Annotated in this window: 20 protein-coding genes and 1 pseudogene; 1 reads left to right on the forward strand and 20 read right to left on the reverse strand. The window is 38.4% G+C overall.

Annotated elements, in window-relative coordinates:
- Positions 1-106: 106 nt before the first annotated feature.
- Together ACXM1Q_RS05705 and ACXM1Q_RS05710 are read right to left on the reverse strand one after the other, a co-directional pair.
- On the reverse strand, positions 107-274 hold the full coding sequence (locus ACXM1Q_RS05705; protein WP_458516992.1) for a hypothetical protein: 168 nt from the start codon (positions 272-274) through the stop codon (positions 107-109).
- Positions 275-455: 181 nt separating this feature from the next.
- On the reverse strand, positions 456-701 hold the full coding sequence (locus tag ACXM1Q_RS05710) for a helix-turn-helix transcriptional regulator (protein WP_458516994.1): 246 nt from the start codon (positions 699-701) through the stop codon (positions 456-458).
- A 299-nt stretch (positions 702-1,000) separates the two neighbouring features.
- Here ACXM1Q_RS05710 and ACXM1Q_RS05715 point away from each other — a divergent pair.
- Positions 1,001-1,114, forward strand: a pseudogene (locus ACXM1Q_RS05715) (IS3 family transposase); the annotation flags it as partial.
- Positions 1,115-1,239: 125 nt separating this feature from the next.
- On the opposite strand, the gene ACXM1Q_RS05720 reads toward ACXM1Q_RS05715, so the two are convergent.
- The 18 genes from ACXM1Q_RS05720 to cps2T form a co-directional block, all read right to left on the reverse strand.
- On the reverse strand, positions 1,240-2,937 hold the full coding sequence (locus tag ACXM1Q_RS05720; protein WP_458516996.1) for a cache domain-containing sensor histidine kinase: 1,698 nt from the start codon (positions 2,935-2,937) through the stop codon (positions 1,240-1,242).
- Positions 2,934-3,668 carry a response regulator transcription factor gene (locus ACXM1Q_RS05725; protein WP_458516998.1) on the reverse strand — a complete coding sequence of 245 codons (735 nt, stop codon included), beginning with the start codon at positions 3,666-3,668 and terminating at the stop codon, positions 2,934-2,936. Before ACXM1Q_RS05725 ends, ACXM1Q_RS05720 begins: the two co-directional genes overlap by 4 nt.
- A gap of 160 nt (positions 3,669-3,828) precedes the next feature.
- Positions 3,829-4,941, reverse strand: coding sequence for a peptide-methionine (R)-S-oxide reductase MsrB (gene msrB / locus ACXM1Q_RS05730; RefSeq protein ID WP_458517000.1), 1,113 nt, complete (start codon positions 4,939-4,941; stop codon positions 3,829-3,831).
- A gap of 9 nt (positions 4,942-4,950) precedes the next feature.
- Positions 4,951-5,505, reverse strand: a complete 555-nt coding sequence (locus tag ACXM1Q_RS05735) for a redoxin family protein (RefSeq protein WP_458517002.1) — start codon at positions 5,503-5,505, stop codon at positions 4,951-4,953.
- 16 nt (positions 5,506-5,521) lie between these two features.
- On the reverse strand, positions 5,522-5,773 hold the full coding sequence (locus tag ACXM1Q_RS05740; protein ID WP_458517004.1) for a hypothetical protein: 252 nt from the start codon (positions 5,771-5,773) through the stop codon (positions 5,522-5,524).
- Between the two features lie 37 nt (positions 5,774-5,810).
- Positions 5,811-6,509 (reverse strand): thiol-disulfide oxidoreductase-associated membrane protein CcdA2, encoded by a 699-nt coding sequence (gene ccdA2, locus ACXM1Q_RS05745; RefSeq protein WP_458517006.1) that lies wholly within the window; start codon positions 6,507-6,509, stop codon positions 5,811-5,813.
- A gap of 655 nt (positions 6,510-7,164) precedes the next feature.
- A complete protein-coding gene (locus ACXM1Q_RS05750) occupies positions 7,165-9,840 on the reverse strand; it encodes a TOTE conflict system archaeo-eukaryotic primase domain-containing protein (protein ID WP_458517008.1) in 2,676 nt (891 codons plus the stop codon).
- A gap of 102 nt (positions 9,841-9,942) precedes the next feature.
- A complete protein-coding gene (locus tag ACXM1Q_RS05755) occupies positions 9,943-10,761 on the reverse strand; it encodes a hypothetical protein (RefSeq protein WP_458517010.1) in 819 nt (272 codons plus the stop codon).
- Between the two features lie 521 nt (positions 10,762-11,282).
- Positions 11,283-12,125, reverse strand: coding sequence for a DUF3114 domain-containing protein (locus ACXM1Q_RS05760; protein ID WP_458517012.1), 843 nt, complete (start codon positions 12,123-12,125; stop codon positions 11,283-11,285).
- A 149-nt stretch (positions 12,126-12,274) separates the two neighbouring features.
- Positions 12,275-14,335, reverse strand: coding sequence for a DUF7657 domain-containing protein (locus tag ACXM1Q_RS05765; RefSeq protein WP_458517014.1), 2,061 nt, complete (start codon positions 14,333-14,335; stop codon positions 12,275-12,277).
- Positions 14,304-15,242: a glycosyltransferase family 2 protein gene (locus tag ACXM1Q_RS05770; protein WP_458517016.1), complete on the reverse strand. Its 939-nt coding sequence runs from the start codon at positions 15,240-15,242 to the stop codon at positions 14,304-14,306. Before ACXM1Q_RS05770 ends, ACXM1Q_RS05765 begins: the two co-directional genes overlap by 32 nt.
- A gap of 47 nt (positions 15,243-15,289) precedes the next feature.
- Positions 15,290-17,917 (reverse strand): LTA synthase family protein, encoded by a 2,628-nt coding sequence (locus ACXM1Q_RS05775; protein WP_458517018.1) that lies wholly within the window; start codon positions 17,915-17,917, stop codon positions 15,290-15,292.
- On the reverse strand, positions 17,914-19,662 hold the full coding sequence (locus ACXM1Q_RS05780; RefSeq protein WP_458517020.1) for a rhamnan synthesis F family protein: 1,749 nt from the start codon (positions 19,660-19,662) through the stop codon (positions 17,914-17,916). Before ACXM1Q_RS05780 ends, ACXM1Q_RS05775 begins: the two co-directional genes overlap by 4 nt.
- Positions 19,659-20,993, reverse strand: a complete 1,335-nt coding sequence (locus ACXM1Q_RS05785) for a glycosyltransferase family 2 protein (RefSeq protein WP_458517022.1) — start codon at positions 20,991-20,993, stop codon at positions 19,659-19,661. Before ACXM1Q_RS05785 ends, ACXM1Q_RS05780 begins: the two co-directional genes overlap by 4 nt.
- Before the next feature lie 9 nt (positions 20,994-21,002).
- Positions 21,003-22,214 (reverse strand): ABC transporter ATP-binding protein, encoded by a 1,212-nt coding sequence (locus ACXM1Q_RS05790; protein ID WP_458517024.1) that lies wholly within the window; start codon positions 22,212-22,214, stop codon positions 21,003-21,005.
- Complete coding sequence (locus ACXM1Q_RS05795; RefSeq protein WP_458517026.1) at positions 22,214-23,017, reverse strand: ABC transporter permease; 804 nt, start codon at positions 23,015-23,017, stop codon at positions 22,214-22,216. Before ACXM1Q_RS05795 ends, ACXM1Q_RS05790 begins: the two co-directional genes overlap by 1 nt.
- The gene (locus ACXM1Q_RS05800) at positions 23,014-23,958 is read right to left on the reverse strand and encodes a glycosyltransferase family 2 protein (RefSeq protein WP_458517028.1); all 945 of its coding nucleotides are present in this window, start codon (positions 23,956-23,958) and stop codon (positions 23,014-23,016) included. Before ACXM1Q_RS05800 ends, ACXM1Q_RS05795 begins: the two co-directional genes overlap by 4 nt.
- Positions 23,955-25,100 (reverse strand): beta 1-4 rhamnosyltransferase Cps2T, encoded by a 1,146-nt coding sequence (gene cps2T / locus ACXM1Q_RS05805; protein WP_458517030.1) that lies wholly within the window; start codon positions 25,098-25,100, stop codon positions 23,955-23,957. Before cps2T ends, ACXM1Q_RS05800 begins: the two co-directional genes overlap by 4 nt.
- Positions 25,101-25,380: the final 280 nt, after the last annotated feature.

The following is a 25,380-nucleotide window of genomic DNA, read 5'->3' on the forward strand; positions in this document are numbered from 1 at the left end:
CTCCTGAACTAAATCCGATTGAAAAAGCATGGGCTAACCTTAAGAAGAAAGTCATAGAGTTACTACCCAAATATAACTCGGTGATAGAATGTCTAAACAATGTTTTTTAAAGTGAAACAACTATAAAACTAAAATCTGAACTAAAAAATGCACCCGCCATACTTATTCCACTTAAAACAGTTAGAAGCAAATGAGCTGTTTCAGCTCCAGCCTTATTGGTAAGCTGTTCTTCTCTCTCATCTAAAACGTTCTTGTTAAATAATTGTAGCTTCATAATACACTCCTTCTACTATGTAAAACCGATTCTATGAGGAGTGAGAAAGAACTCCTACCATCAAAAAAGTTCATTACAGGATTTAATTTCAAACTGCAAACTCCATTGACATGGTTCTTACTCACTCTATCCATAAACCTCAAGACATCTCTCAATTTTTTTGAGTAATCTCTAAACCATTTTACTCCCAAAAAAGCTGATCCAGTGTCTTATCAAGGGTCTTGCAAATAGCGATACATAGATTCAAACTTGGATTATACTTTCCTGCCTCGATTAGACCGATGGTCTGACGTGACACACCTATTTTTTCAGCTAAATCTCCCTGAGTCAGATCGTGCTCAACCCTTGCCATTTTCATGCGAATATTTTTCGTAACGCTCTCCCCCTTTCTTATCTTTATTATACAATAAAGTTTTCTATTTGTCATATATAACTAACATTTTGTTTGTGATATTATATCCTATAAGAATCTCATTTTTTATTTAAAAAATTAGTCTAACTTTCAAAATCAAACTAATCCATCACTTTTATAACATTGTTGCCTTACTGAGGGCTACAATTATTCCAACCAAAACCATCAAAGATAATTTGATCTATGCTTGGTGCAGCCTCATTATCTTATTTAAATTGAACAATCTTTTTTCGATGAACAAAGAGAGTCATCGCAATACAAAGTAAAACCACCAGAAAATATTCGTAAGTACCTAGTACAAGTCTATTTCCCTATATGAGACCTTTGAGGAGTTGGTAGCTGATATAGATGCTTATATTCATTTCTACAATCATGAACGCAATAACGGCCTTCCCCCTCTTGAAATGAGGAACAAGGCCGTCGCATAATCTTTTATTTTTTCACTGTCCACTATAAAGGGAGCATATCAAATTTTAGGGGCTTTTAATAATCTACACTAAGAGAAACTGATACAAATCTCAACCAGTCAGCATCCAGCTCTATATTTCAATAGCTAATCAGTTCGATTCATCTTAAAACAAAGCGAGACAGTTGTCCATCCGTCAGGAGGTGATTGAATTTCCATATGATAGTCATCTCCAAACTGAAGTTTCAAACGCTGGTCGACATTTGTCAAACCAACACCACCTAGTTTCAAACGGATCTCCTCCTCCTTTACTTCTGCAAAACCAGGACCGTTATCACTAACGGAGATAACCAGATTGCCAGCTAGTGATCGGACATTTATCTTAATAATTCCTGTCCCTTGAATTTGTTTGATTCCATGATAAATTGCATTTTCCACGAGAGGCTGTAACACTAATTTCGGAAGTAAAAAATCTGCGAAATCGGGATTCTCCCTTATCTCATACGTTAATTTCTTTCCATATCTTTCCTGCTGAATAAATAGGTATTGGCGGACATGGTCTATTTCATCTTGGAGACGAATCTGTTCATGGCCTCGATTGAGAGCTAAGCGAAAATAATGGGCTAAAGATTTTGTCAATTCTACCACTTTTGGGCCCTTTTGTAATTCAGCCATCCAGACAATCGTGTCTAAAGTATTATACAAGAAGTGAGGATTAATCTGACTAGCAAGTGCTCGTAATTCATAACGTCGAACTTCTTGCTCTTCTTCTTTTATAGTCAGCATCAATTGTTCCATCTGATTCAACATTTGGTTAAAATTTGAAGCTAACTGGACTAATTCTGGCGCCCCTTCTTCCTTGGCGCGAAGGTGAACTTGACCTGTACCTACTTTTAAAATAGTCTGTTGGAAGTCTTTGAGTGGGCGTGCCCACTGTCTCAATATAATCCATAAACCACTAGCAGTTAATAACAGGGCCAAGAAACTAAGTCCCAAAAAGGTCTTCATGAGTTTGGTCTGTAGCTGACCCAAAGCCTCCAGGGAGGCAACCCCGATGAGGCGCCAAGTGGTACCAGGGATATCATTTTGATAAACATAGGTATTCCCTGCAACGTAGCCATTTTCTTCTTGGATAAAAGGTTCTTGCTCCTTCATCTCTTGACTGGAAAGATAGACTGTATGTTGGGGATGGTAAACGAACTCCTTCTGTTCATTCAAAATAAAAGCAAAGCCGTCCTCTCCCAGTTTCAGATGATCCAAATAATTTGCCAAGGTATCATAAGAAAGATCCAGACGGAGCACCCCTAGATTCTTGCCAGACTTATCCCGAACTTCTTGGGTCACTGAGATCAGCCATTGGTTTTCTTGACTTCTTCCTCCTTGCTGAGCTGGTATTAAAACTGGACTTCCGTTGGTATCAATGGCTTCTTGATACCAAGATTCTGCCATCATGTCACTGGAAGTTTTCATGCTAATGCTAGAATCTGTTGCAATGACTTGTCCAGATTTGGTAACCAGAACAGCAGATACCAAATCTTTATCAGCATCAATCATGGTCGCAAAAAGTTCCCGAAGGCTGGCTTCTTTTTCCAAAGTAGGAGCTTGGGAGTAGTCCTTAACCTGACTATGCCCAACCAGGCTAGTACTGGTTTCCTTGACTTTTTTTAAATAAAACTCCAAAAAATAACTACTTTGTTTCACAATTTCTTGGGTCTCAGCCTCTGTTTGATGCCGTATTTCTTGAGCACTGATATGATAAAATCCGACTCCCAATAAAGCTAGTATCAAAAAAAGCATTACCATCAAGGGAAGAACTAACTTTTGGAAAAGAGACAAGTTTTTCATTTCCCATCTCCCTTCTTAAATTGACGAGGAGTCAGTCCTACAATCTGCTTAAATCGATGGGAAAAATAGTTCATATCCTCAAAACCAACTTGTTCCGCAATCTCGTAGATTCGCAAATCCGTCGTCCATAACAATAGCTTAGCCCGCTGAATTCGCTCTTGAACCACATAATCCTGAAACGGTTGTCCAAATTCTTGCTTCAACAGTAAACTCAAATGCGAAACACTATAACCAAATGCCTGAGCCATGCTCTTGAGTGACAATTCAGAATCCGCTAAATGCTCTTTGATATACAAAGCGAATTCCGATTCCTCCTGATTATTTATGAAGGCTTGCAACCGTTGATACTGATTTTCCTGATCCAATTTTTGTTTGACTTCCTGCAACATTTGCTCTATATCCGATTTAGAAAAAGGTTTTAACAAATAATCATCTACCCCTAACTTAACAGCAGAAAGAGCGTAATCAAAGTCATCATAACCAGTTAAAAACACAATATGCGTCTTAGGGTACTGTTTTTTTACCAACCGGGCTAAACGTAAGCCATCCATTCGGGGCATGTTAATGTCTGTTACTAAAATATCGACTGGTTCTTCAGATAAAAACTCCCAGGCCTCAAGCCCATCTTCCGCCTCTGCGACAATCGTCATTCCTAAAGCATCATAATCTACTAGCGAGCTAATCCCCTGACGAACCAAGTATTCATCTTCAACAATCATAATCTTATACATAGAGTGGCTCTCCTAGTTCTGTATTCCTGTATATTGCTTCTAAATCTAGTGTAACAGAATCATCTTGAAAATACTTACAAAAAAGAGTTGTAACAAAAGTAAGTATCAACTTTGTCGCAACTCTTAGCTATGATCATCAAATCGAAGAAATCTTCTATTTTCAAATTTCCCCAAGTAGGTAAGCATACCCTTCTTTCTCCATATCCGCTTTAGGGATAAAACGGATGGAAAGGGAATTAATACAATAACGGAGCCCTCCTTTATCCTTGGGACCATCTGTAAAAACATGTCCTAAATGGGAATCACCCGAACGACTGCGTACCTCTGTTCTCACCATATTAAAACTTTTATCATCCTTATAGGTGACTACATCGGGACTAATAGCTTGGGTAAAACTAGGCCAGCCACAACCCGAATCGTATTTATCCCGGGAGGAAAAAAGAGGCTCTCCTGTCACAACATCGACATACAATCCCTCTTTGTCATTATTCCAATAACGATTTGAGAAAGCTCGTTCTGTCTCATTTTTTTGTGTTACTGCGTACTCCTCTTTACTCAAGCGCTCACGAAGTTCTGCATCAGATGGTTTGGGGTATAAAGACTCATCGATGAGAGGATAAGCTGCTCCTTTCAGATTGATATGACAATAACCATCGGGGTGTTTCTGAAGATAATCCTGATGATAGGCTTCTGCTTCCGCAAAATGCTTTAGAGGGAGCTTTTCAACAGCCAATTCTTTCCCAAATTTTTGAGACTGTTCTTCAAAAACTTGATCAATGATGGCTAAATCCATTGAATCTTCGTAATAAACACCAGTCCGATACTGCACACCTCTATCATTCCCTTGTTGGTTTACTGCTGTCGGATCAATAATTCGGAAATAATGAAGTAACAATTCTCTCAAACTAATTTGACTCGAATCATAGGTCACGCGCACTGTTTCCGCATGTCCTGTTTTTCCAATTAATTCATAACTTGCTGATTCTGTCTGACCATTGGCATAACCAGATACAGCATCCACCACTCCATCTATCCTAGAAAAGTATTCTTCAACGCCCCAAAAACAACCACCTGCAAGAAAAATCTCCCGTAAATCTTCTGGATTTTTAACTTCTGTCTGCTGACGCTTGCTCACCACTTGACTAGCTGCTGCTTCTCGAATGGCCGCCTGAGAAAGATTTCCCTGTCCCCGCCACCAGACTAGACCAAGCCACAGGAAACAGAAACCTAAAATGATTGCTATTCCTACCAATAATTTCGTTTTTTCTGGCATGCAAACCTCCTAGTCTAACGCTTCTAGCGTTTTCTCAATCTCCTCCTTAGCCATATAACCTGTGTGGAATTGGACTAAATGACCTTTGCTATCAATAAAAGCTGCACTCGGATAAGCTCGCACGTGGTAATCCTGTAAGGCTTTTCCTGAGGGATCTAAGAGTACAGGAAGAGTTTTTGTCTCCAATCCCTGATACCATTCTTTAAAATCTATCTCTGACTTCTCTCTATTGTGACCAGGAGATACTAGGCTCAGAACAACATAATCCTTATCTTTGGCAGCTACTGCTAACTGCTCAGTATCTTCCAGACTAGACAAACAAATAGAACACCAGGAGGCCCAGAATTTAAGATAGACTTTTTTCCCCTTCAAATCGGATAAGTGATAGGTCTTTCCATCCACACCAGTTAATTCGAAATCAGACGCCTTTTGTAATTGCTCCTTGCTCATCACTGTTTGCGACGAATCCTCCTCTTTAGACATCGGATTTTCAGCTTGACTACTGCAACCACCTAGCCCCAATAAACAAGCCAGACCTATGATCATAAAATTCTTCCTACTCATCTTTCCCTCCTTGGGATTACTGATCTTTCATCTCCTCTTCTTCCATCATTTTCTCATCCATATCCTCAGACATTTCCGATTCCTTCATATCAGAAGATTCCATTTTGTCCTCAGACATAGACGAGGACATCTCTGTCTTCTCTTCACTTTTCATCATAGAGGAAGACATATCGGAGGAATCCTTCATCTCCTCTTGCTTGGTGTTACTGCAAGCAGCTAAACTGAGCAACGATACAAGACTTAAGGCTAACATAATTTTTGATTTCATAATCCTTCTCCTTAAAAAATGTGAGGGGGCCAGCCTCTTAAAAAGATAGACTGGACCAAGCGTTGAGAATCATCAAGACTCCCATCAGAACAAGTAAGGAACCACCAACTTTTTTGAGCAAAAGTGATTTAGATTGAAGCTTTCTAAAATAACTCAAAAGAAAACTGGATGCCAAGGCCACAGCCAGAAAAGGAAGAGCCAAGCCCATCGTATAAACCAGCATATAAAATGCTCCCTGCCAAGAACTCGAACCACCCGATGCAGCCAAAGCCAAAACCGAACTTAACACCGGTCCAACACAAGGTGTCCAACTAAAACTAAAGGTCAATCCCAGTACAAAGGCATTCCCGTAACCCGAACGGCCTGTCTTTCTCCGCCACTGAAAACCTTTCTGCCGCTCCAGTATCCCCAGCTGAAAAATCTCCATCTGGTGCAACCCCAAAAGCACCACAAGCAAACCTAGCAATAAGGGAAACCAAGCTTGGTAAAGCAACTGACCCAAAGCCCCTGCACCAAAACCAAGAACTACAAAAACGAGGGACAAACCTGCAATAAAGCAAAGCGTTCGAACCAAACCGGCCCCATTAACAGCTCTCCCCAAGAACTTCCAGGACCAACTCTCCCCCTCATCTAAAAGTACCCCCGTATAGACAGGTAAAAGTGGTAAAATACAGGGCGAGAAAAAAGACAAAATCCCTGCCAAAAATACAGATAGAACAAAGATCTCAGATGCCATACTCGCCACCTTCCTTTCATATCTCCAGTATAGACCCTAATCTAAACAGAAACTAGAGAATATCATTAGGTAAAACTTGAATTTCATCTGCTCACAAAAAAGAGACCAAGACAAAAAGTCTTAATCTCTTCCTTTCGGGGTTATAAGCAACAAAAATTAAAAAATAACAGCCAACCGCTAGAAACTTGACTGAGCCATTTAGCGCTTAGCCACAAACAATTATTCGTCCCAATCGTAGTCATAAGATAAAACGATCTCTTTTATCTTGTGACAAGTGAACAGCTTAGTCAAATTCCAGACAGAATTTGACGTTTGTAGATAAGTTACTTCACCAACCATCAGGCGTAAAACGCTCTATAGGGAGGGAGTTATCCCTCAGCCTCTTTAGTAGATAGCCTTGTGAAAAGCAAAATTTTGTCAACTCTATTGTGTACTTGCAAATTTTGACTACCAATACCTAAAATAGTTTCGTTAAGAGACTGTTTGTTTTAATTGAGACTAAAACATTTCATAAGTACGTGAGATTGAGACTTGAACAATATAAATATATGATAATCTTAAAAAATAATTCAGTTCTCATTTTAAGTACAGCCTTTATACTCAAATTTTCAAAATACCATACACATTCAACTATTTTTAAAGGATTAGACTGTAATTAGTAATTCATTTCCAATATTTCCTTCACTAAATCTGGTGAATCTAGCCTTAAAACAGAAAAATCTTCTACCTTCGTAAATAATGGTAATGCTCCATACCAAATTAAATAATCATCAATAATGAGCATCGGTGTTAAAGACTTTGATGAATCAAACAACACAGTAAGATTATTCTCAGTAGTTTTTTCAAACCAAGATGTATTTTTAAATTTTTCTGGCAACAATAAAATCTTTTGAATACTATTATACCTCTCAACAAACTGAATTAGTTTTCTTTTCTGAATAAAAGGCAAAATCAGATGTATTTTCTTAGCATTCAATAGATCTTTATCTAAGTCTACTTCATAGTCAGCTGTTCTGTAATAGTTCTTTTGATTTTTCTCCTTCTCGATTATTTCATACCCCATCTGTTTATAGGCCACCTGTCTTCTCTGAAACATTCGTTCTAGATACGGAACATGAATATCCAAATAGTCGAAAATCCGAACTTCTCGTTTTTCTTCATGAGAACGATGCAAACGACCAGCATATTGAATTAGATTATTTTTCCACGACAGAGGACCGACTAAAAACAATGTATCCAACTGCGGTAAGTCAAATCCTTCTCCAATGAATTTCCCTGTAGAAATAAGAATAAAGCCGCGCTTCTCTTTATCAATCTCCTCTAATACTCGTTTTCTAATTGAAGTTTTCGTATTCCCACTTAAGGTAAAAATACAATCAAATCCTTTTGATAACAATAATTCACTCAAAATTTCGATGTGTTCTATTCTATTCACGATAACAAGACAATTACGTTGTTGCCTAATTTGGTCTAGCACATCTCCCACAATAAGTTGATTTCTGGATTCATCTCTTGCAAGCCAATCATTTAACGAATCAAATCTCCTGCTCGAAGCCTTCTCGGAATCAAATCTTCCAAAAGAAGTTAAACATATGAAAAACTTCTTATAAAACTGATGTTTTGGAGCATCAGTTTTATGCAATATATCTCCAATTCGTTGAAAGATAATAGGATGATGACCATTTTTTCTCTCAGGTGTAGCAGTCAGACCATACATATACTTACCTTTAAATTCTTTAACAACTTTTTCAAACATCAAAGCTGTCACATGATGACATTCATCAATTATCATCATTGTGTATTCATTCAATAAATCAGAAAGAGAATCTAAATTAAACATAGATTGAATCATCACAACATCAACTAACTTACTTCTCCACTTTTTTGATCCAGTATACTGACCAATGTACCCTATTTCTTTTTCTCTACCCTTTGGAGTGTATCTTACGGGCATTTCTTCCTCGAATTCAAGAAAATGACTAAGTTTTTGAATCCATTGCTCTAACAATTGTCTGTTGTGAACAAGAATAATCGTCCGAGCTTGATGTTTAGCAATTAATGCCGCTCCTAAAACAGTCTTTCCAAATCCTGTCTCAGCTTGTAATATACCATTGTCTCTAGATGTAACATCCGCCAAGGCAACTTCCTGTTCAAACCTAAGTTCTCCTACAAATTTTACCGAAACAGGTGAATGTACAATTCGATTATCTTCAATGGAAATTTGATTGAAAAGATTTGTTAATTTTTGCAACAACCCCCTCGGTAAGATAAGATATCTATCCGTTTCTTCAAATAAACAGATCCGCTCTGGTATTTGATATGTGGGTTGACGCATGATTTGCTTTAAATAAAATTCTGGGTTTGAAAAAGAAGCCATTTTTTTCAAATAAAACATAGTTTGACTTGAAAGTACATGCTTTTCAAGCATCAACACATTACTAAATTTAAGTGAAGTACTTTGTTCTAAATTCGGACTTTCCGAATCTATGCCCACTATAAAATCAACCGTTTTAGTTTCTATTCTTTCAATACTTTGAAGGAATCTCCATTGATTAGCATAAGGTTTAAATTCCTCATCTACAAACAAGGTATTCCCATTTTCATAGGCCTTTCCTTGCAATGGTAAGGCTATTAAGTTTCCAATTCCTCCTTTTGGAAGGATATCCTGATTTGGAAACATCCTGTCGTAAGCTTCAAACGAAATTGATTCTGATTCTAACATCGAAAGTTCAAGAAGTTTTCTACCAAAATTTCTAGCATCACGCGCTAGAATAGCATTTTCAAAAAAATACCAAACGTGTGCGCCATTACCAGATCTTGAAATCTCGACAGCAGGTATTACCCCTCTTTCACAGCTTACGTTCCTCAAAACTTCAACGGATAACTTCCAATCTTTTTTATCGAAATCCAACACCAAAAACCAACAAGTTTCATCCTTCAACATTGGAAATATCCCAATTGCTGTTTCTCCCTTCAAATGTGACTTCAAAACATCAACTGTTAGCGGATGAAATTCTCTCTTCTCTGGCGCCAAATCTTTCCATCCATATTTATAGGACGGTGAATACTGAAGTTTTCCCTCCCCGTTTAAATAACTTCTAGCATAAACATCGAATCTCCCCTTAAAGACCGAAAAAAATAATTCCAACTTTTCCTGTGTAGTTAGAGGTGACTCATAAATCGCAAAACTCTTTTCGAAATCCTCTTTCTGAATCACAAAAATCTCTTGGTTTCTTTTTTTACAGATGTAATACTCATTCTTTCCTTGATATGAGGGATAAGAAGCCAACAACTCAACAAATACACCCGACTCATCGACAAACCATCGCATAACCCACCTCATCACTTCTTGCCAAGATTGTATCAAGAAGTTCTATGTTTGTACACAGCATACCAAAGATTTCTTTAACAGCCCATTACTCTCACCAGATTTTTAGCCCCGTTCCTTTAAAGTTGCCGCGCATATTTGCTTCTCAATTTCTTGATACAAGACATCCAACTCCGATCCCTTGTGATTTTTTATTTCCAATTTGTCAAAAAAGATAGGAACCGACGCCCTTTCAACCTGAAAAAGATTGCCTTGAAAAAAGGTTCGTCCCGTTTTCCGATCCACAGCAACCAAGGATGACCGCCAACGAGCCCCCTTCCTATCTGGCCTCCAAGATACCTTCAATTGGGGACCATGATAGTACCAGCCCATTAACAACAAGTCTGCACCAGCATCAGAAAATCTACAAACTAAAGGCTGAGCTTCCCCTTGCGGCCAAAAAGGGCGAAAATCCTGAATCCCTTCATAATCTCGATATTCGAAATCCGCTTGACCAAACTCCCCACCATCCCAAGTTCTAGCATCTCGGAAAGGATTGTAAACATCTTCAGAAATTTCCTGCCCCCCTGCTAAAAACATTAGCTCTTGAGGCTGGTAGTAGCGTATCCAATCACGATATCCCTTTCCCTTACCAGGAACCTGTAGAACCTGAGCAGATTCTCGAGCCACATTCGGAATCCGATTTAAGCCCGCCTGTAAAGATTTTTCATCAAAAAAACGAACCCTCTCCAAACGCGAAGAATAACCTTTCTCAGAGCGATTTAAAATCTGAACCGAATCTGCAAGCTGAAACACAATCACAAACATCAGCCCCTTGCGTTTCTTATCATAGCGCAAAATCGGCACCTGATTCAGAGGATCATTTTTGAAAAAAGACAAATACCGTCCCGCCTTAACAAGGCGATTATGGGGAAATGCGATCATACGAACACCTTTCATACTATGTTGTTACTATTTCGACAAAAAATGTCCGCCCTATTACTTCGAAGAGTAGTGGGCGGTACAATTACTATTATGCTACTAGACTTGAAAAAAGAAAGCCATCAAGTGACTCCCAATACTATCGCTTCATCTCTTAAAAGTTCAATATCCTCAACAGTTGGCTGCCAGCCTTCAATCATATTTGTACTTAGAGCATACCAAAGTATATGTCATACAAATCCCCTCCTAAAAAAGAAAAGGAAGCAGGAGCTTCCTTTTCTTCCACGTATTGAGTTTCACCTCACGCTAGATATGCCCTATCTATTCCTCAAGGGTAGGCAGTCCGACTATTCTTTTTCTCAACAAACAGTTCGTACTGAGCATGAGCCCACAGGCGGGTGCAGACCATATCCACTAGCCCACAAGTAATGTATAATCATTCTATACATTTATTCTACTTTTAAACCTTCTAATTGTCAAATGTTAACTACAATATACACAACATTCTTATGATCTATTCTTACCTAACTCTTCCGCACTAATCGACGAAAATCGCGGGCACTTCTCTTGACCAAACTTGCCAAAGATTGACCAGATTGAGCATAGGGGCCATTGGAAGACCAAAATGATCTATCATCAGAATTCCATCTTGACTTCGTAGGCGAGCGGAACCCTCGTAATCTTTTTCGTCGAAAGCGAGGATCATGCCGCCCAATCGGAGCAATATCCAGATCTTTATGACGACAAAATCCACCGTAATTAAAGCTAGCTCCGTTAATAATTCCCGCCTCTGATACTCCTTCCGGATCCAAGATATTCAGAAAACGTCCTTGGCTGTCTAAAATAAACTCAACCCGTTGATGATAAAGGACTTTTAAATTCACACTCGCCTGATTATCTGGATAGGCCCTTGTTCCTTCAACCAAGGAAAGCTTCTGATGCAAACGACCGCGATCCCACAAGGTATAGTATCGCCCCTTGAGGTAACGGGCCAAAGCCTCTCGGTCTGTCATCCCTGACTCACGAAAATGCTTCCGAACATACTGAGCTTGCTGAATCGAAATTAGATACCGGAGCTGGTGAACCTGACGATTAAGAAGCCCAGACTGATCCAACGTGTTTTTAGGAAATGCTTGCTGCACCAGCTTGACCACCTGCTTCCAAAATCGATCATGCGGTGCCAAGTCTGGATCAAAACTAGCCAGCAAACGCTGCAATTCTAGCGGATCTTCCGTCAAATCTTCTGGCATTTGAATGACGTCCATAAACCAAGCTAGTACTTCCTTAGAAGATAGGAGTTTTCTTTTTTGAGTCCATTCGGCATGGAAATGAGGGCTACCGATTGTTAAAGCGGATGATGAATGCATAGATTTTATCCTTAAAAGTTTTATTTATCCGATAGTATAACAAAGATTCATTTATTTAGGAAAAGCATAAAAGTGTTGAAACACCATCAATTAAAAACTCCAACTTTGAAACTGCTATTTCAGCAAACAAATATTGGAGTTTTTAATTTTTATTGATAATTTATGACCTCAAATATTCTATTGCCATCTAAATCAGGACCATAGAATTGTTTGAATCTATCATACCCAAATAATTCCGATAAATCTCGATTACTTATGATATATTTGACGTTTAGTTTCTCTAAATCGTTAACCGACAAGCTAATATTTAGAACATCAGGTGAGCTATTTTCCATTGTTGTCTCACTACCAACTAGTAGATAACGCATATGAGAATAGCGGTTCCACTGTTTCTCCATTTTTGAATCCGGATCCAAGATACTCATCAGTTCAATATCCGGATAAAAACGGACTCCATCAATCGATTTTGCACCAAGCATTTGAGGTAATTGATAATAGTATCCATTTTCAGTCATCCAAATGGCATTACTATCCTTATTTTTAATTTTACTAATTTCTAATGAAATTGCTTTATCCTCAATGACATCCAATCCGCTTACTACAGGATTTACTGTCATACCAGACAGTAAAATCAGTACAAATAACGGAAGTACAAAAAATTTTTTTCTAAAAACAAACAGAATATAAGAGAGACTAAATACAATAAAGATAATCAGGGATGTTGTTCTACTAATGTAGTGAATATCCAAATACTCATTGATAATTAGATATGAATAAAGCAGAAATGCAGGTAACATTCCTACAATCAAGTAAAGAACCCTATTGCTCGTTTCTCTCCATACAAGACCGATAAACCAGAGACTTGCGAATACTCCCATCACAGAAGCTGCCTGCCATGCACGACTTGATGTAACAAAACTAAACAATGTTATCTTTGAAATAACTTCCGGGATTTCTACAAAAGTGTAAAGTACTAATAAACTAGTAAAGCACACAAGAAATAACCCAAAACTATTCTCCACTATCTTATATTTTTTAACTATAAATGGAATTGTCAAAATGAAGAACGGGACAAATTGAAAACTAGTAGATAGTTCCACTTGATTATCGTGTTTCGGAATTCTAAAAGGTAAGAGAACATTTTGAAGAAACTCAACTAATTGTGCTATCTCTCCCTCTCCACCAACACTTATCCGACTTCCTGGATAGACTGTATTTAATGTCAGACTTAATGCCTCTTTACTATCCCAAAGACTCACTCCAATGATTGAAAGAGATACAATCAAAGTAATAACCATCAAAATAGAATCAAAAATCTGTATTTTTTTTGCTTTAATTACTCCTATGAACTCAATCAAAAAGAATGCTCCAACCAGATAGGCAAAAGGAATTTGGAAAGCTGGATAAGTAACTAATACAAACCCAATCATGGCACTAGATAGAAAAACTGCCATTAATATTTTCACCCACTTTTTATCCTGGTTGAAATAATGATAAATACTCACCATCATCAGCAATGAATAGAATACCACATCTCCAAGATGTTGCATAAACCACCATTGAATGGCTGGAGTAAAAGTAATCCATAAAGCTCCGATACTAGAAAGCAATTTATTTTTTCTAGTCAAAATCATGGAAAATTCATAAGCTAGCAAAAGCATCGCAAGTAGTTTGAAACACCAGTACCATGACAATCCCTTAGAAGCACCCAAAAATAGAAAGCCCCAATTGAAGGGTTTACCCAAAACCGAGATATGCCAAACTGGTGAGTTATAAGCAACAATCATATTTTGCCCAGAGACAGCATAGTTTGGATTTATTAACTGATTTCCACTGTTAGCTTGAGCTAAATATAAAGGAGTTTGTACTAGCCATTCATCTGAACGAATCATTCTCGGAACACCGGCAATAGTACCATCTGAACGTGATGGAAATGAAAACCAATCCGTTAGATTTTTCTGAACATCAATTTCTTCTGCATCACCATCTAGATCATTTATTGTTACTCCTCTAGAATGATTCCTTGCTTCACTAATCCCATAATTATTCCAATTACTTATTGAACTACCGTGAAGATTGAAGGAAACACCTAATATAAAGAACAATACTGCGATTACATAACGGTATTTTAAAATACCATTTCCAAACTGCCTCAGATTGTAAAAAAATCCAGATTCTCTATTCCTTTGCATTCCTTGCATAATAATCATAAACTTTCAATTCATATTGCATACGATTTTGCCTTACAAACGTATCTAAGATAAATCCAGCCACAAACGATAGCGCAGCAAGTATCATCAAACCTGTTGCTAAAACTGCAGAAGGAAGTTTAGAAATAAACCCTGTGTTTGTAAATTCCTTAATGACAGGTAAACCGACAAATAAACCTAGTACAAAAAACAAAACTGTCAAAATACTGAAAAAAATTAACGGTTTATAGTCTTTAAAAAGATTAAAAATCATTTTCAAAACTTTAAATCCATCTGAAAAAGTACTCAATTTAGATTCACTTCCCTCAGGACGATCCTTATAGGTTATTGGCACCTCCACTAGCTTAAAACGCTTATCCAAAGCATGAATAGATAACTCAGTTTCTATTTCAAATCCAGGTGATAAGACTGGGAAGGTTTTAACGAACAATTTATTAAAACCTCTATAACCCGTCATAATATCATTGTACTGACCTTGATAAAGTCTATTGATTAGCCATCTCACCAAATTGTTACCAAATCCATGAAAACCACGTTTGTTTTCTTTCTCATAAGTCCCATTAGATAAACGATCTCCAATAGTCATGTCAGCTTGGCCTTGTCGTAAAGGAGCTAGAATTTTTTCAACTTCATCAGCAGGATATGTATCATCTGCATCGGCCATAATATAGTAATCCGCTTCAATCTCGCGAAACATCGAGCGTACCACATTTCCTTTTCCTTGCCTCGGCTCAAACTTTACAATAGCTCCTGCTTCGCAAGCCAATTCGTTTGTACGGTCACTAGAGTTATTATCATAAACGTAGATATCAGCATGGGGAAGAACTTTTTTAAAATCTTCAATTACCTTGACAATCGTTACTTCTTCATTGTATGCCGGTAACAAAACTGCTATTTTTTCTGTCATTTTTTCTCCTATTTTGGTATAAATACATGAATCACAACAATTATGATCTATGGTAATTCAAAGAAAATCTGATTTTGAGCACTATACCCTTTTCCAGAAGTAATATCATACTGAATTAATTCCAAATCTTTCTCTGCCTCACGATCTTTTTCAAACTGACCTTCAGCATTTAGGCGACGCTCTTTCAAAACACTCTCTAGTAAAGCATAATATGGGGATACTTTAGAATCTGTTTTCTCCAATAAAGCAGCACCAAAATCACTTGAATTAATAAGAGGATAATCTTCTTTAAAATGATTCGTATTGGACCAAATAAAGTAGTCTGTTTCAAATTGCAGATGAGGCTGGTCTTTAAAAACAGATAAAGGATAGAAGCCTGGAAGATGATCTCCATAAAAGACGACTGTAATATCTTTATTAATGGTTGTTAATTGCTCTAAAAAATCTTTCGTTGCCTTATCCGTGTGATTTAGAAGACGTGTATAACTTGTCAAGTCTCCATTTTGTTGCTCATTAAGCAATGGATTCGTTGCCACCATATCAGCTGGTTGACCAGCAGACCATGGAACATGGTTTTGCATCGTAATAACAGAGAAAAATTGACTCCGTTCAGGTTGTATCTTCGCCAACACTTCATTGTATACCGACCGATCACTAACATTCACACCTTCTAACGCTCTATCCGTAATTTTTTGCGGACTTTCACTAGTAAAATACAAATTCTCAAAACCAAGATCCTTATAGATATTAATCCGATTATAATTATTAGCTCCTGATGGATGAATAACAAAGCTATCACTTCCTTTAAAGGAACGAGTAATAGAAGGAAGATAGGTCATATTCGGAACCACCTCTACGTAAATATTAGAGGTTGATCTTGAATAATTATAGAATGGTAGTCCTGTCAAAGTTTGAAATTCCATGTTTGCAGTTCCTCCTCCATAACCATCACTATGCATCAGACCACTACTAGTCTCAGACATAATCTGTTCAATTTCTGGAATCGGATTCTGTGTTAACTGATTGCTCGCAATTCGTTTCGGATCAGAAAAACTCTCACTTAATACAAAAATAACAGTTTGAGATTTCAATGATTTTGTACGGGCTTGGTTTATTTCAACAGCTTTTTGACGATATTTCTCAACTAGTAACTCTATTTGTTCGCGACTATAATTTTCTGGTTCTGCCATAACTATCTGTGTCAATTGTCGGGTCCAAACATAAGCTAATGACTTATAACTCGCATTGATAGAAAGGCCTTTCCAAGTAACATCAACCCAGTTATGCAAGACACTAATGACTGGCACATTAGGAGGAATTTTACCTTTTTCCTCACTTCGAAATGTATCTACAGTTAGCTGAGCCATTCCAAGAAAAGTAAATAAAAGGACTAATCTCACTGGCCAAGTTGAAAAAATCTGCTTACTTGGCATAATGATTTGAATATTCCATGCTACATATAGCAAGAGGATCATAACAATAACTGCTGTAAAAAACAATCCAATATCCACAAAAGAAACAAATAGCTCTGGTTCCCTAATCCAAATAAAATCTGTTGGAAGAATTGGCTCCTGTCTATAACTGAACTTAATACTATTTACAACAGTAAAGATGAGACCTATCGTCATAATCAGCAGACTAGCGTAAAGATAGCGATTGAGTAGTACGTAAACTAAGAGAGATACTGAAAAAATGACAATAACCTGAAAAAGCGTTGCTCTTGGTAAAATAAAACGACCGACAACATCTCCTTGTTGTATCAATCCAGACTGGAAGAGGAGATTAAATACAACCGCAAAAACAAAACTAGAAAAAATTGCATTTGCACGTCCAAAGTGATGTAAGCCAATTTCTCTTAAACTATTATAAAAACTTGCAAAAAGAACAAATCCTATCGTAAACCATAGGACAATTTGCCCCATTATAAAACCAATATAAGTAGACAATTGATTAGTTTCAGCAATCTTACTAATGGTTCCGTTCACAAAGTCCAAAAATAAGGGATTCATAACCATTAATGGCGCCATTGAAGCCATCGTCCACACAGAACGTCGAGCACGGTAAAGTCCAGTTCCCTCAAATCGTTGAAAGATATAAAACTCTCGTTGTGCTAAGCGTAAAGCTAACGCTATTGTTAGAATAATCAGTAACGTATAAAAATGAACTTGCGTTAAGGGATGAATCTCAAAAAGTTGTTCAAATTTAAAATCTGGGTTGTTTAACTGTCTTGACCATTCCAATAAAAATAATAGCGGGAAATAGATTACGTACCCCAATAAAATCGGAATAATTGTTTTTACACTAACATAAGGTAGAGTCATCAAACCCGCAAATAGAGAAAGAAACAAGTAAAACCACATAATTGTACCTGTGGTTAAACCTAAAAAAGCAGGATATTCTCCAAGATGATAGTTGGTCACCAAAACAAGAGACAAGCCTATCATTAATAATATGTAGACGCCTTCAAATGCTCTGGCTGACCAATCCTCCTCTTGAATAGCTTTTTTTATTTGCTCATATTTTTCCCGTATATAGCTTTGAATCGTCTCCTCTATCTCACTAGAAAAACCTTCAATCATTGAAGTAATATCCTCGGTAAGAAGTTGACTTTTAGCAATCGCAAGATGCTTCCATTCCAGCCAACGTTGGGATAAAAATTCTAAGATATGATTCATGAATACTTAGCCACCATCCGTTTAATAATGTACTTTATCGCCCTAGCGGGACCAATCACTATATATCTCAAGGCTCCTTTTATTCCCCCCATGTAATTAAAATCAACCATCGTAGGAGGATGAAGATCTCCATTTAAGTTCAAGAGCTTATTATCTACAAAAGGAGTAATCATCCGCGAATTAGGTGCAATGCGAAAATCGTAATTCTGACTCCACGCAATGTAAACCAAGAGACGCTCCATTGCATGCAAAATTGAATTTTGCGGCAACGGTTCCTCTGGAACTTCATTCACATCAAGATCTAACGAAAACAATGGTTCTAGAGCATCATATCGGAACCAAACAAAACTTCCATAGCTCATCACAAACGTGTCCATCTTTGTAAAATCAATAGACTTCGCCATCCCCATTCGCTCCCACAATTCTTGCATCATTGGAGCCATCTGATGTTCATTCCAAGCTGTCACAATTCGATTGTAGCGGAAGAAACTTGGAATATCAGCAATTACGAGCCCCAGCTGAGGATCTTTTTCAAAATGGGTTAGAATTTCTGCAGATGGCTGAACCAACATTTGAAGTAATTCCTGACGCCAAGATTCTCCTGCCCAATAATCTGCTTCTTTAGACTTCTTCGTATGAAAATGCCCTACATAATCATACTTGGCTAGTTGATCTTTCAATAACAACATTGGGAATAAATCCCGTCCACGATTTCCTGTCAATCGAATTTCTTTATAAGAATCTTCCGCTATTGCTGCTAAAATTTCTGTTTTCTTACTCTCAGTATCTGTTGTAATATAAAGATCATAATCAAATGGAAAGGTCTCAAAAACATCGACAAACTCTCGTAACAGGTCTGTATAAAATACATGGAGATGAATCGCAACACGCCCTTTAAAAGATGTCATTTCAGGTAGCACAGGCGATAAATATTTTTCTCCTAATAGATACGGACTATCAGGCTGATTCACCATAGACATATGATACAGAATTAGCTCAACAGGATAAGAGCTCTGAGTTCGAATTGTATCCAATAAATAAGGAGCAATTGACTGATTAGCATCCATTGCTTTCACTTTTAGAAAAGGCAATCGGACTTCAAGAATACGACGAGGATGATAATAAGTAAAATCAGGATGAAGCATCCCTTCAGTCGATTCCCCTATCGTGTCAAATAAAGCCCTGTATTGGAAACCTTGCTCCAGAAAGTACGTTGTCACTCTTGATTCATAATGATCTATTACATCTTGGACATCCCTATACTCTTTAATACCTTGCCAAAATGTCAAAAAACTCTTATCATTAAGAATCGGTTTCTTAAACGTCAAAAAATAACTTTGCAAATGCTCAGGAAATGCTTTTGTCGCTCGAAAATTAGTTAATCCCCAAAAATCAACCTGAGTATCTGCCTCCATCTCTAAAAAGGATGGCTGAAAATCCCAGATAGGTCCAAAACAGGTATCATTCATTAAAGTTACAGAATCATAATCCGATAGATTTGACCAACCAATTTCATGCATCCCATCACGCCAGGCCGCAAAATCAAAACCACGGTTAACACGTTCCAATAGCTGATCAGCCAACTGAGCAGTAAGGAGATCTTTTTTCATATCCTCTGTAAGAGGACTGTTACTCACAACTAAAACCTTTGTAAAAAGAGGACGTAATTCCTGTAGCTGGTAGCGAACATGCGGACTCATTTCACCATTTTTATTATAGTGAACATAGATAAGCAAACGCTTCATTTCCTTCTCCTAAAAACATTAATAATCGCCGTAGGAATTCTCCAACGCCGTGAATTTTTCATACAGATATTTTCTGCCTCAAGTTCTTCTAAGTGGTTTTGCACCTCTGCCAAAGCTGTCACTATTTTTTTAACGAGATAGTCCGGGTGCTCACGATTTTTCATTTGACTCATCTTATAAAACAGACGTACTATCCCATCTGGAATCTGATCAGGGAGGTCATATATCAGTTGAGGATCTGATTCAAAAAACAAATAACCTTGTTCAAAGGCAACACCATTACTCCAACTTACTGCTATGGGCTGGCCATCTTTACATTCAAGATGAACCAAATCATAAAAATTAGGTCGTTCCGAAAGATCCACTCGAATACGACTGCACCCTTCTGGTATACGGATATCAATTTGAGCTTCTTTCCTCAAAGTAAACGAGGAACTATGAGTTTCTGTAAAACCAGATTGATCATCTGAAAAATAGATCGTCACACTTTCAAAACCAAGTCCTTCTGGATCTACAACCGCCTCACTAAGAGACAATTCCAAGTGGTTTGCTCGTTCCAATAGCTCCTTCACCAGCTTCTCAGAAATTCTTTCGGGGTATCGAGTAACAAACTTCTTCTGAGTGTCTAAAAGCCGATTAAAGCGCACTGCTTGCTCCTTAACGGATCTAGGTCGCGAATCAGAACCTTGATTAATAACATAGGCTACTGTAGCATCCGGTAAATACGTTAAAGTTGTTCGCTGAAAGAGTTCCAATTGTAAATCAAAGGTGTCATCTGCTGTTGCCAGATCCAACTGCTCATTTACCTCTAGCATCATTGTACGTTCTACTAACCAAGTTGAAGCCATCGTGAAACCACGAGTGGCCAACATTTTCTCATAACTATCCGCTAAAGGAATAGTTCCTGATTCAAAACCAGCTGAGCTAACAAAATCGCCGTTTTCATCATAGATATCAAAATCCGTATTAGACCAAGCAGAATCCGGTGCCGCTTCCAACAGATCAACTTGCTTTTGTAGCTTCAATGGATCTAACCAAAAATCATCTCCATCACAACGAGCTATGTACTTACCTCTTGCCTGCTGACATACGGTTACCCATGTTCTAGCAATTCCCTCATTCCTCTCATTAGCAAAAATTCGTACCACATCGGGATGTTCACTTTGAAATGATTGAATCAATTGCCAAGAATTATCTGTTGACGCATCATCAATCACCAATATTTCATAAGAAAAAGTTGTTTTTTGCTCTAAAAAACGATTCAACGTTTGTTCAATCCAAGGTTCCTTATTATAAACCGTACAAATAATTGAGACCATTGGCTGTATCATAGGTTACTCCTATTCAGAAAAAGTCCACGTTCCATTTCTTTGAATCAAGCCACTAGCAGAATCCAATGCTGATTGATCATTTGGAGCAATATCTGTTCGTTGCAACATAATGATAGGGGTTTGCGTTGCATCTGAAAAAGCTAGCATATTTCCAGCAGCATCTCGAACAGTTACTTCTAATTTCAACTTCAAATTGTTAACAGATGGAAGAGAGCATTGATAATAAATTTCTTGATGTCCACAACTACTACGCTTAACATCCATGGAATTATCATTGTAAATCCATATATTACGGTCAATATCTGTCAAAGATAAAGCAATATAGGTCTCCATTTCTTCCCTTAAATCGTATTGAATACGAAACTGGATACTATCCGATGGACTAATCTGAGTTGGTGTTAAAAGCTCCAATTGGAAATTCTCCACCAACGTTGGCTCTGAACCCTCTTTTTCCACCACTTCCTCTTGGTGAAGTGGTGCTGTATTATCATAACTATACTGATTCGCTACATTCTCTGGATTCCCGTAAGCTTTCACAAGACCATCTTCGATGAGTACTGCTTTGTTACAGAATTTTTTAACCGCGCCCATATCGTGGGTGACTAGGATGGTTGTTTTTCCAGATTGCTTACGTTCCATGAAATAGTCATTACACTTACGCTGAAAGGCCTCATCTCCAACTGCCAAAACCTCATCCAGAATGAGAATATCACTATCCGCTTTGATGGCAACAGAAAAGGCTAAGCGTACCTGCATTCCACTGGAATAGTTTTTCAGTTTTTGATTCATGAAATCTCGGAGTTCCGCAAAATCGACAATCTCATCATACATGTCATCAATTTGACTTTGGGTAAAACCGAGTAGAGCCCCATTCAGATAAACATTTTCACGTCCGGTTAACTCAGGGTTGAAGCCGACACCGAGTTCGATGAAGGAAACCAATTTTCCATCAATGACAACTCGCCCTTGTTCTGGCTGATAGATTTCAGAAATAATCTTCAAAAGTGTCGATTTACCAGATCCATTTCGACCTAGAATTCCAAAGAAATCACCTTTCTCAACCTCAAAATTGATGTCTTTCAGGACATGTTGCTCTGTGTAACCTTTAATCCCACGTAAGCGATTAATCAGACTCATCCTTAAGCTGTTGGTTGCTTCTGTTGGTAGTTGGAAATATTTACTGACATGTTGAACAGAAACAGCGATTTTGTTCTCTTTCACTATAAGATCTCCGCAAACTTTTTAGCATTTTTCTTAAAAATTCCATAGCCAAACATAAAAATCAGCATAGGCAATAAATATGGAATAAGTATTAAAAAAGGATTTGTGACCAGTTGCCATACGGTCGTATTAGCTGGATCAATCAAGAGATACCGAGCATCTTGAATCATTTGAGCCATCGGATTCATCATCATTATCTTAGCAGCTAGTTCATTTTGATTGGCTACAAAACTAATCGGATAGATAATCGGTGTGGCGTAAAGTCCAGCTTGTAGAACCACTTCCCAAATCTGAAGAGAGTCCCGAAAACGAACAAAAACTGTGGATAATAGAAAGGCCAAGCCAGAGGCAAACAGGCCTAATTCAAGGAAAATCGGTAAAACCAACAGGATTTGCCAGGACATCCCAACTCCATTAATCAAGGCAAATACAAAAACAACCGCTAAATTAATCAAAAAATTAATACCTGCTCCTGCTACTGCAGATAGAACAATGATTTCTTTTGAAAAATTTAACTTACGAATCAGATCACCACGGGAAACAATCGAAACCATCCCCATGGATGTTGCTTCTGAAAAAAAAGACCAAATCACATTTGCCAATAAAAGGGCAACTGCAAAATGAGGAACATCTCCTCCAAGACGTAAAAAGCGGATAAAAACCAAGTACATAATGGTAAACATCATGAAAGGTTTTAATATGGACCACAAATAGCCAATAGCGGATCCTTGATACCGTAATTTAAAATCCGTCTTGATGAGCTCTTTCATCAAGATCCAGTTTTTCTGCTGAAACAGATTCATGGATTGCTCCTTTTATAAAATAATTTGGTAATGATTAACGTTCGAAAAACCAAGGTATGGAACCAACGATTTTTTCGGAAACCTCGTCCAAAAACACGTCGGATTCGTTCAACCATTCCTTGATCTAGAATCGTAACAAAGTCCTCTACTAAAGCACGGCTTTCAGGCTCGAGGAATAATTCGAGAAGGTTACGAGCCTGTTCTTGACTATCATGGATTAAAGTCCAATACTTTTGGAAGAGGAGCTGTGGTCGAACCCAGTTGGCCATTCGTTTTCGAAGGGTTCGGGCACCTAGAACGTTTTGATCGTGCTGGCGATAGAGTTGGGTCACTTGATCGAGGTAGATGAGCTGACCTTGACTAGCTGCTAACAGAGCGAGATACCAGTCGTGCATAAGCAGGTCATGTTTTTCCTGTCCTGTCCATAGTTTGGCCAAAGTCTGATTAATCAAAGTCACACCACCTGTAACGGTATTCTCCGTTAATTCCGCAAGAAGGGTCGTATTCGCATGAGCAGATTGACTTTTAATCATACTAGGTGCTAAGACTTGAAGATTCGCATCCACAACGCTAAGGTCTGTGTAAACCAAGACTGGTTGACTCGCATCTTCCCTAGCTAGTGCTGCTAGCTGAACCTCCAATTTATGGGGGAGCCAAACATCATCCTGATCTGAAAAAGCGTAGGCATCAGCTTCTTCTTCCTGCAAAAGGGTCCAAAAGCTCCGAATAACTCCTAGATTCTCTTGTCGTTCTGGATTGAGCCAGCGAATTCGAGCATCACGCGCTTGATAGCGACGGATAATCTCATGGGTTCCATCACTCGAGCCATCATCCCGAATCAAAAGACGCCAATCTTGTACAGTCTGCGCCAAAATCGAATCCAACATCTCCGCCAAGTAGCGCTCCCCATTATAGGTCGACAGTAAGATGGCAACGGTCATGAGCGGAATACCTCCTCATAGTCGTCCACAATCTTCTCCCATGAATAGAACTGCTGCATTCTTTTTTTAGCTCCTTCACCAAGATGACTCGGTCGGTTTGTTTCAATTTTTTCAAGAAGAGAGGTTAAGTCATCAGACTCTTTAGACCAATAAAGGGCTGTCTCCTCTGCCACAACTCGGTTAAAATCAACACCTAAAACAAGGTTAACGTCACTATGAGCCAAGGCTTCCAAGAGCCCGGGATTGGTTCCACCAACTTCGTGACCATGGATATAGGCATAGGCTTCTTGGCGGATTTTTTTCAAGAGATCGCTATCATAGACCGTTCCCACAAAACGAATTCGGGAATCCTGATCAAAGCCTGTCTTCTGTCGCAAGGACTCAAAGTAAGATGAACCCTGATAATTACAGACCAAAACTAGCGGACGCTGAGTCTGACTCTGCATAAACTCGCGAATCATGGTCTCGTAATTATTCTCCGCCACGAAACGGCCTACAATCAGGTAATACTCGCCAGCACGGAGATTCCATTCTTGCAGAAAACTCTGAAAATCAGACGAATCCGTTGCTAATTTTGACGGTTCCAAATCCGTACCATAAGCAATAGTGGTCACTGGAAGTTGTCCATAGGTGTCCTCCAAATAAGAAGCGATGCCTGGATTATCCGCCACCACCAAATCCGCATACTTCGTCATAGCCCGCTCTGCAAGCTTCAGATAGGTACGGACAGGCTTAGGCCACTTGGTACGTCGCCATTCCAAGCCATCAGGATTAACCAACAGCCGCCCACCTAACCGATGAACTCTCTTCGTAAAGAGCTGAACCAATGGTCCCATCGTATTTCCTAAAATATAGAAAACCGGACGCTCACTCCCACTTTTTTCTGCCAACTTTAGGGCATAGTTCAAGGCCATGGTATCATAAGCAATCACCCGAGCAGGCCCCAACTGAGGAGGACAGATGGTGAAGCAGTCTGTTCCCTGAAAATCAAAATGCTGGTAAGAGCCTTCATCCGACAAACAAGCAACATGATAAACAATACGAGAATCTTGTTTGCGGGTAACCAATTCTTGCACAAAGGTCTCAAATCCACCATATTTAGCCGGTAAGCCACGACTACCGATAATATAGACGTTCTGCATCTAGACACTCCTTCCCCTAGTTTACATTGCTCCATTATACCATGTTTCCCAAGTTCCTGCGACTAAAAACAGGAAACAATAAAGACCTCAAATAGTAAAAGTTGAAACTCAGAGAAATTACTTGCCAACTGGTAAATAATTTCTTTTCTACTTTGCTCCCGAGTTTATCAGTTTATGTTGTAGCCGATCCAGTTCAATTACTTGATAGAACTGGATTTTTTTAAAGCTCTCGCTAGATTTTGTTTGTGTTGTATGCGCTTGTATGATATAATGGAAACAT

This window comes from Streptococcus sp. 10F2, assembly GCF_054331515.2.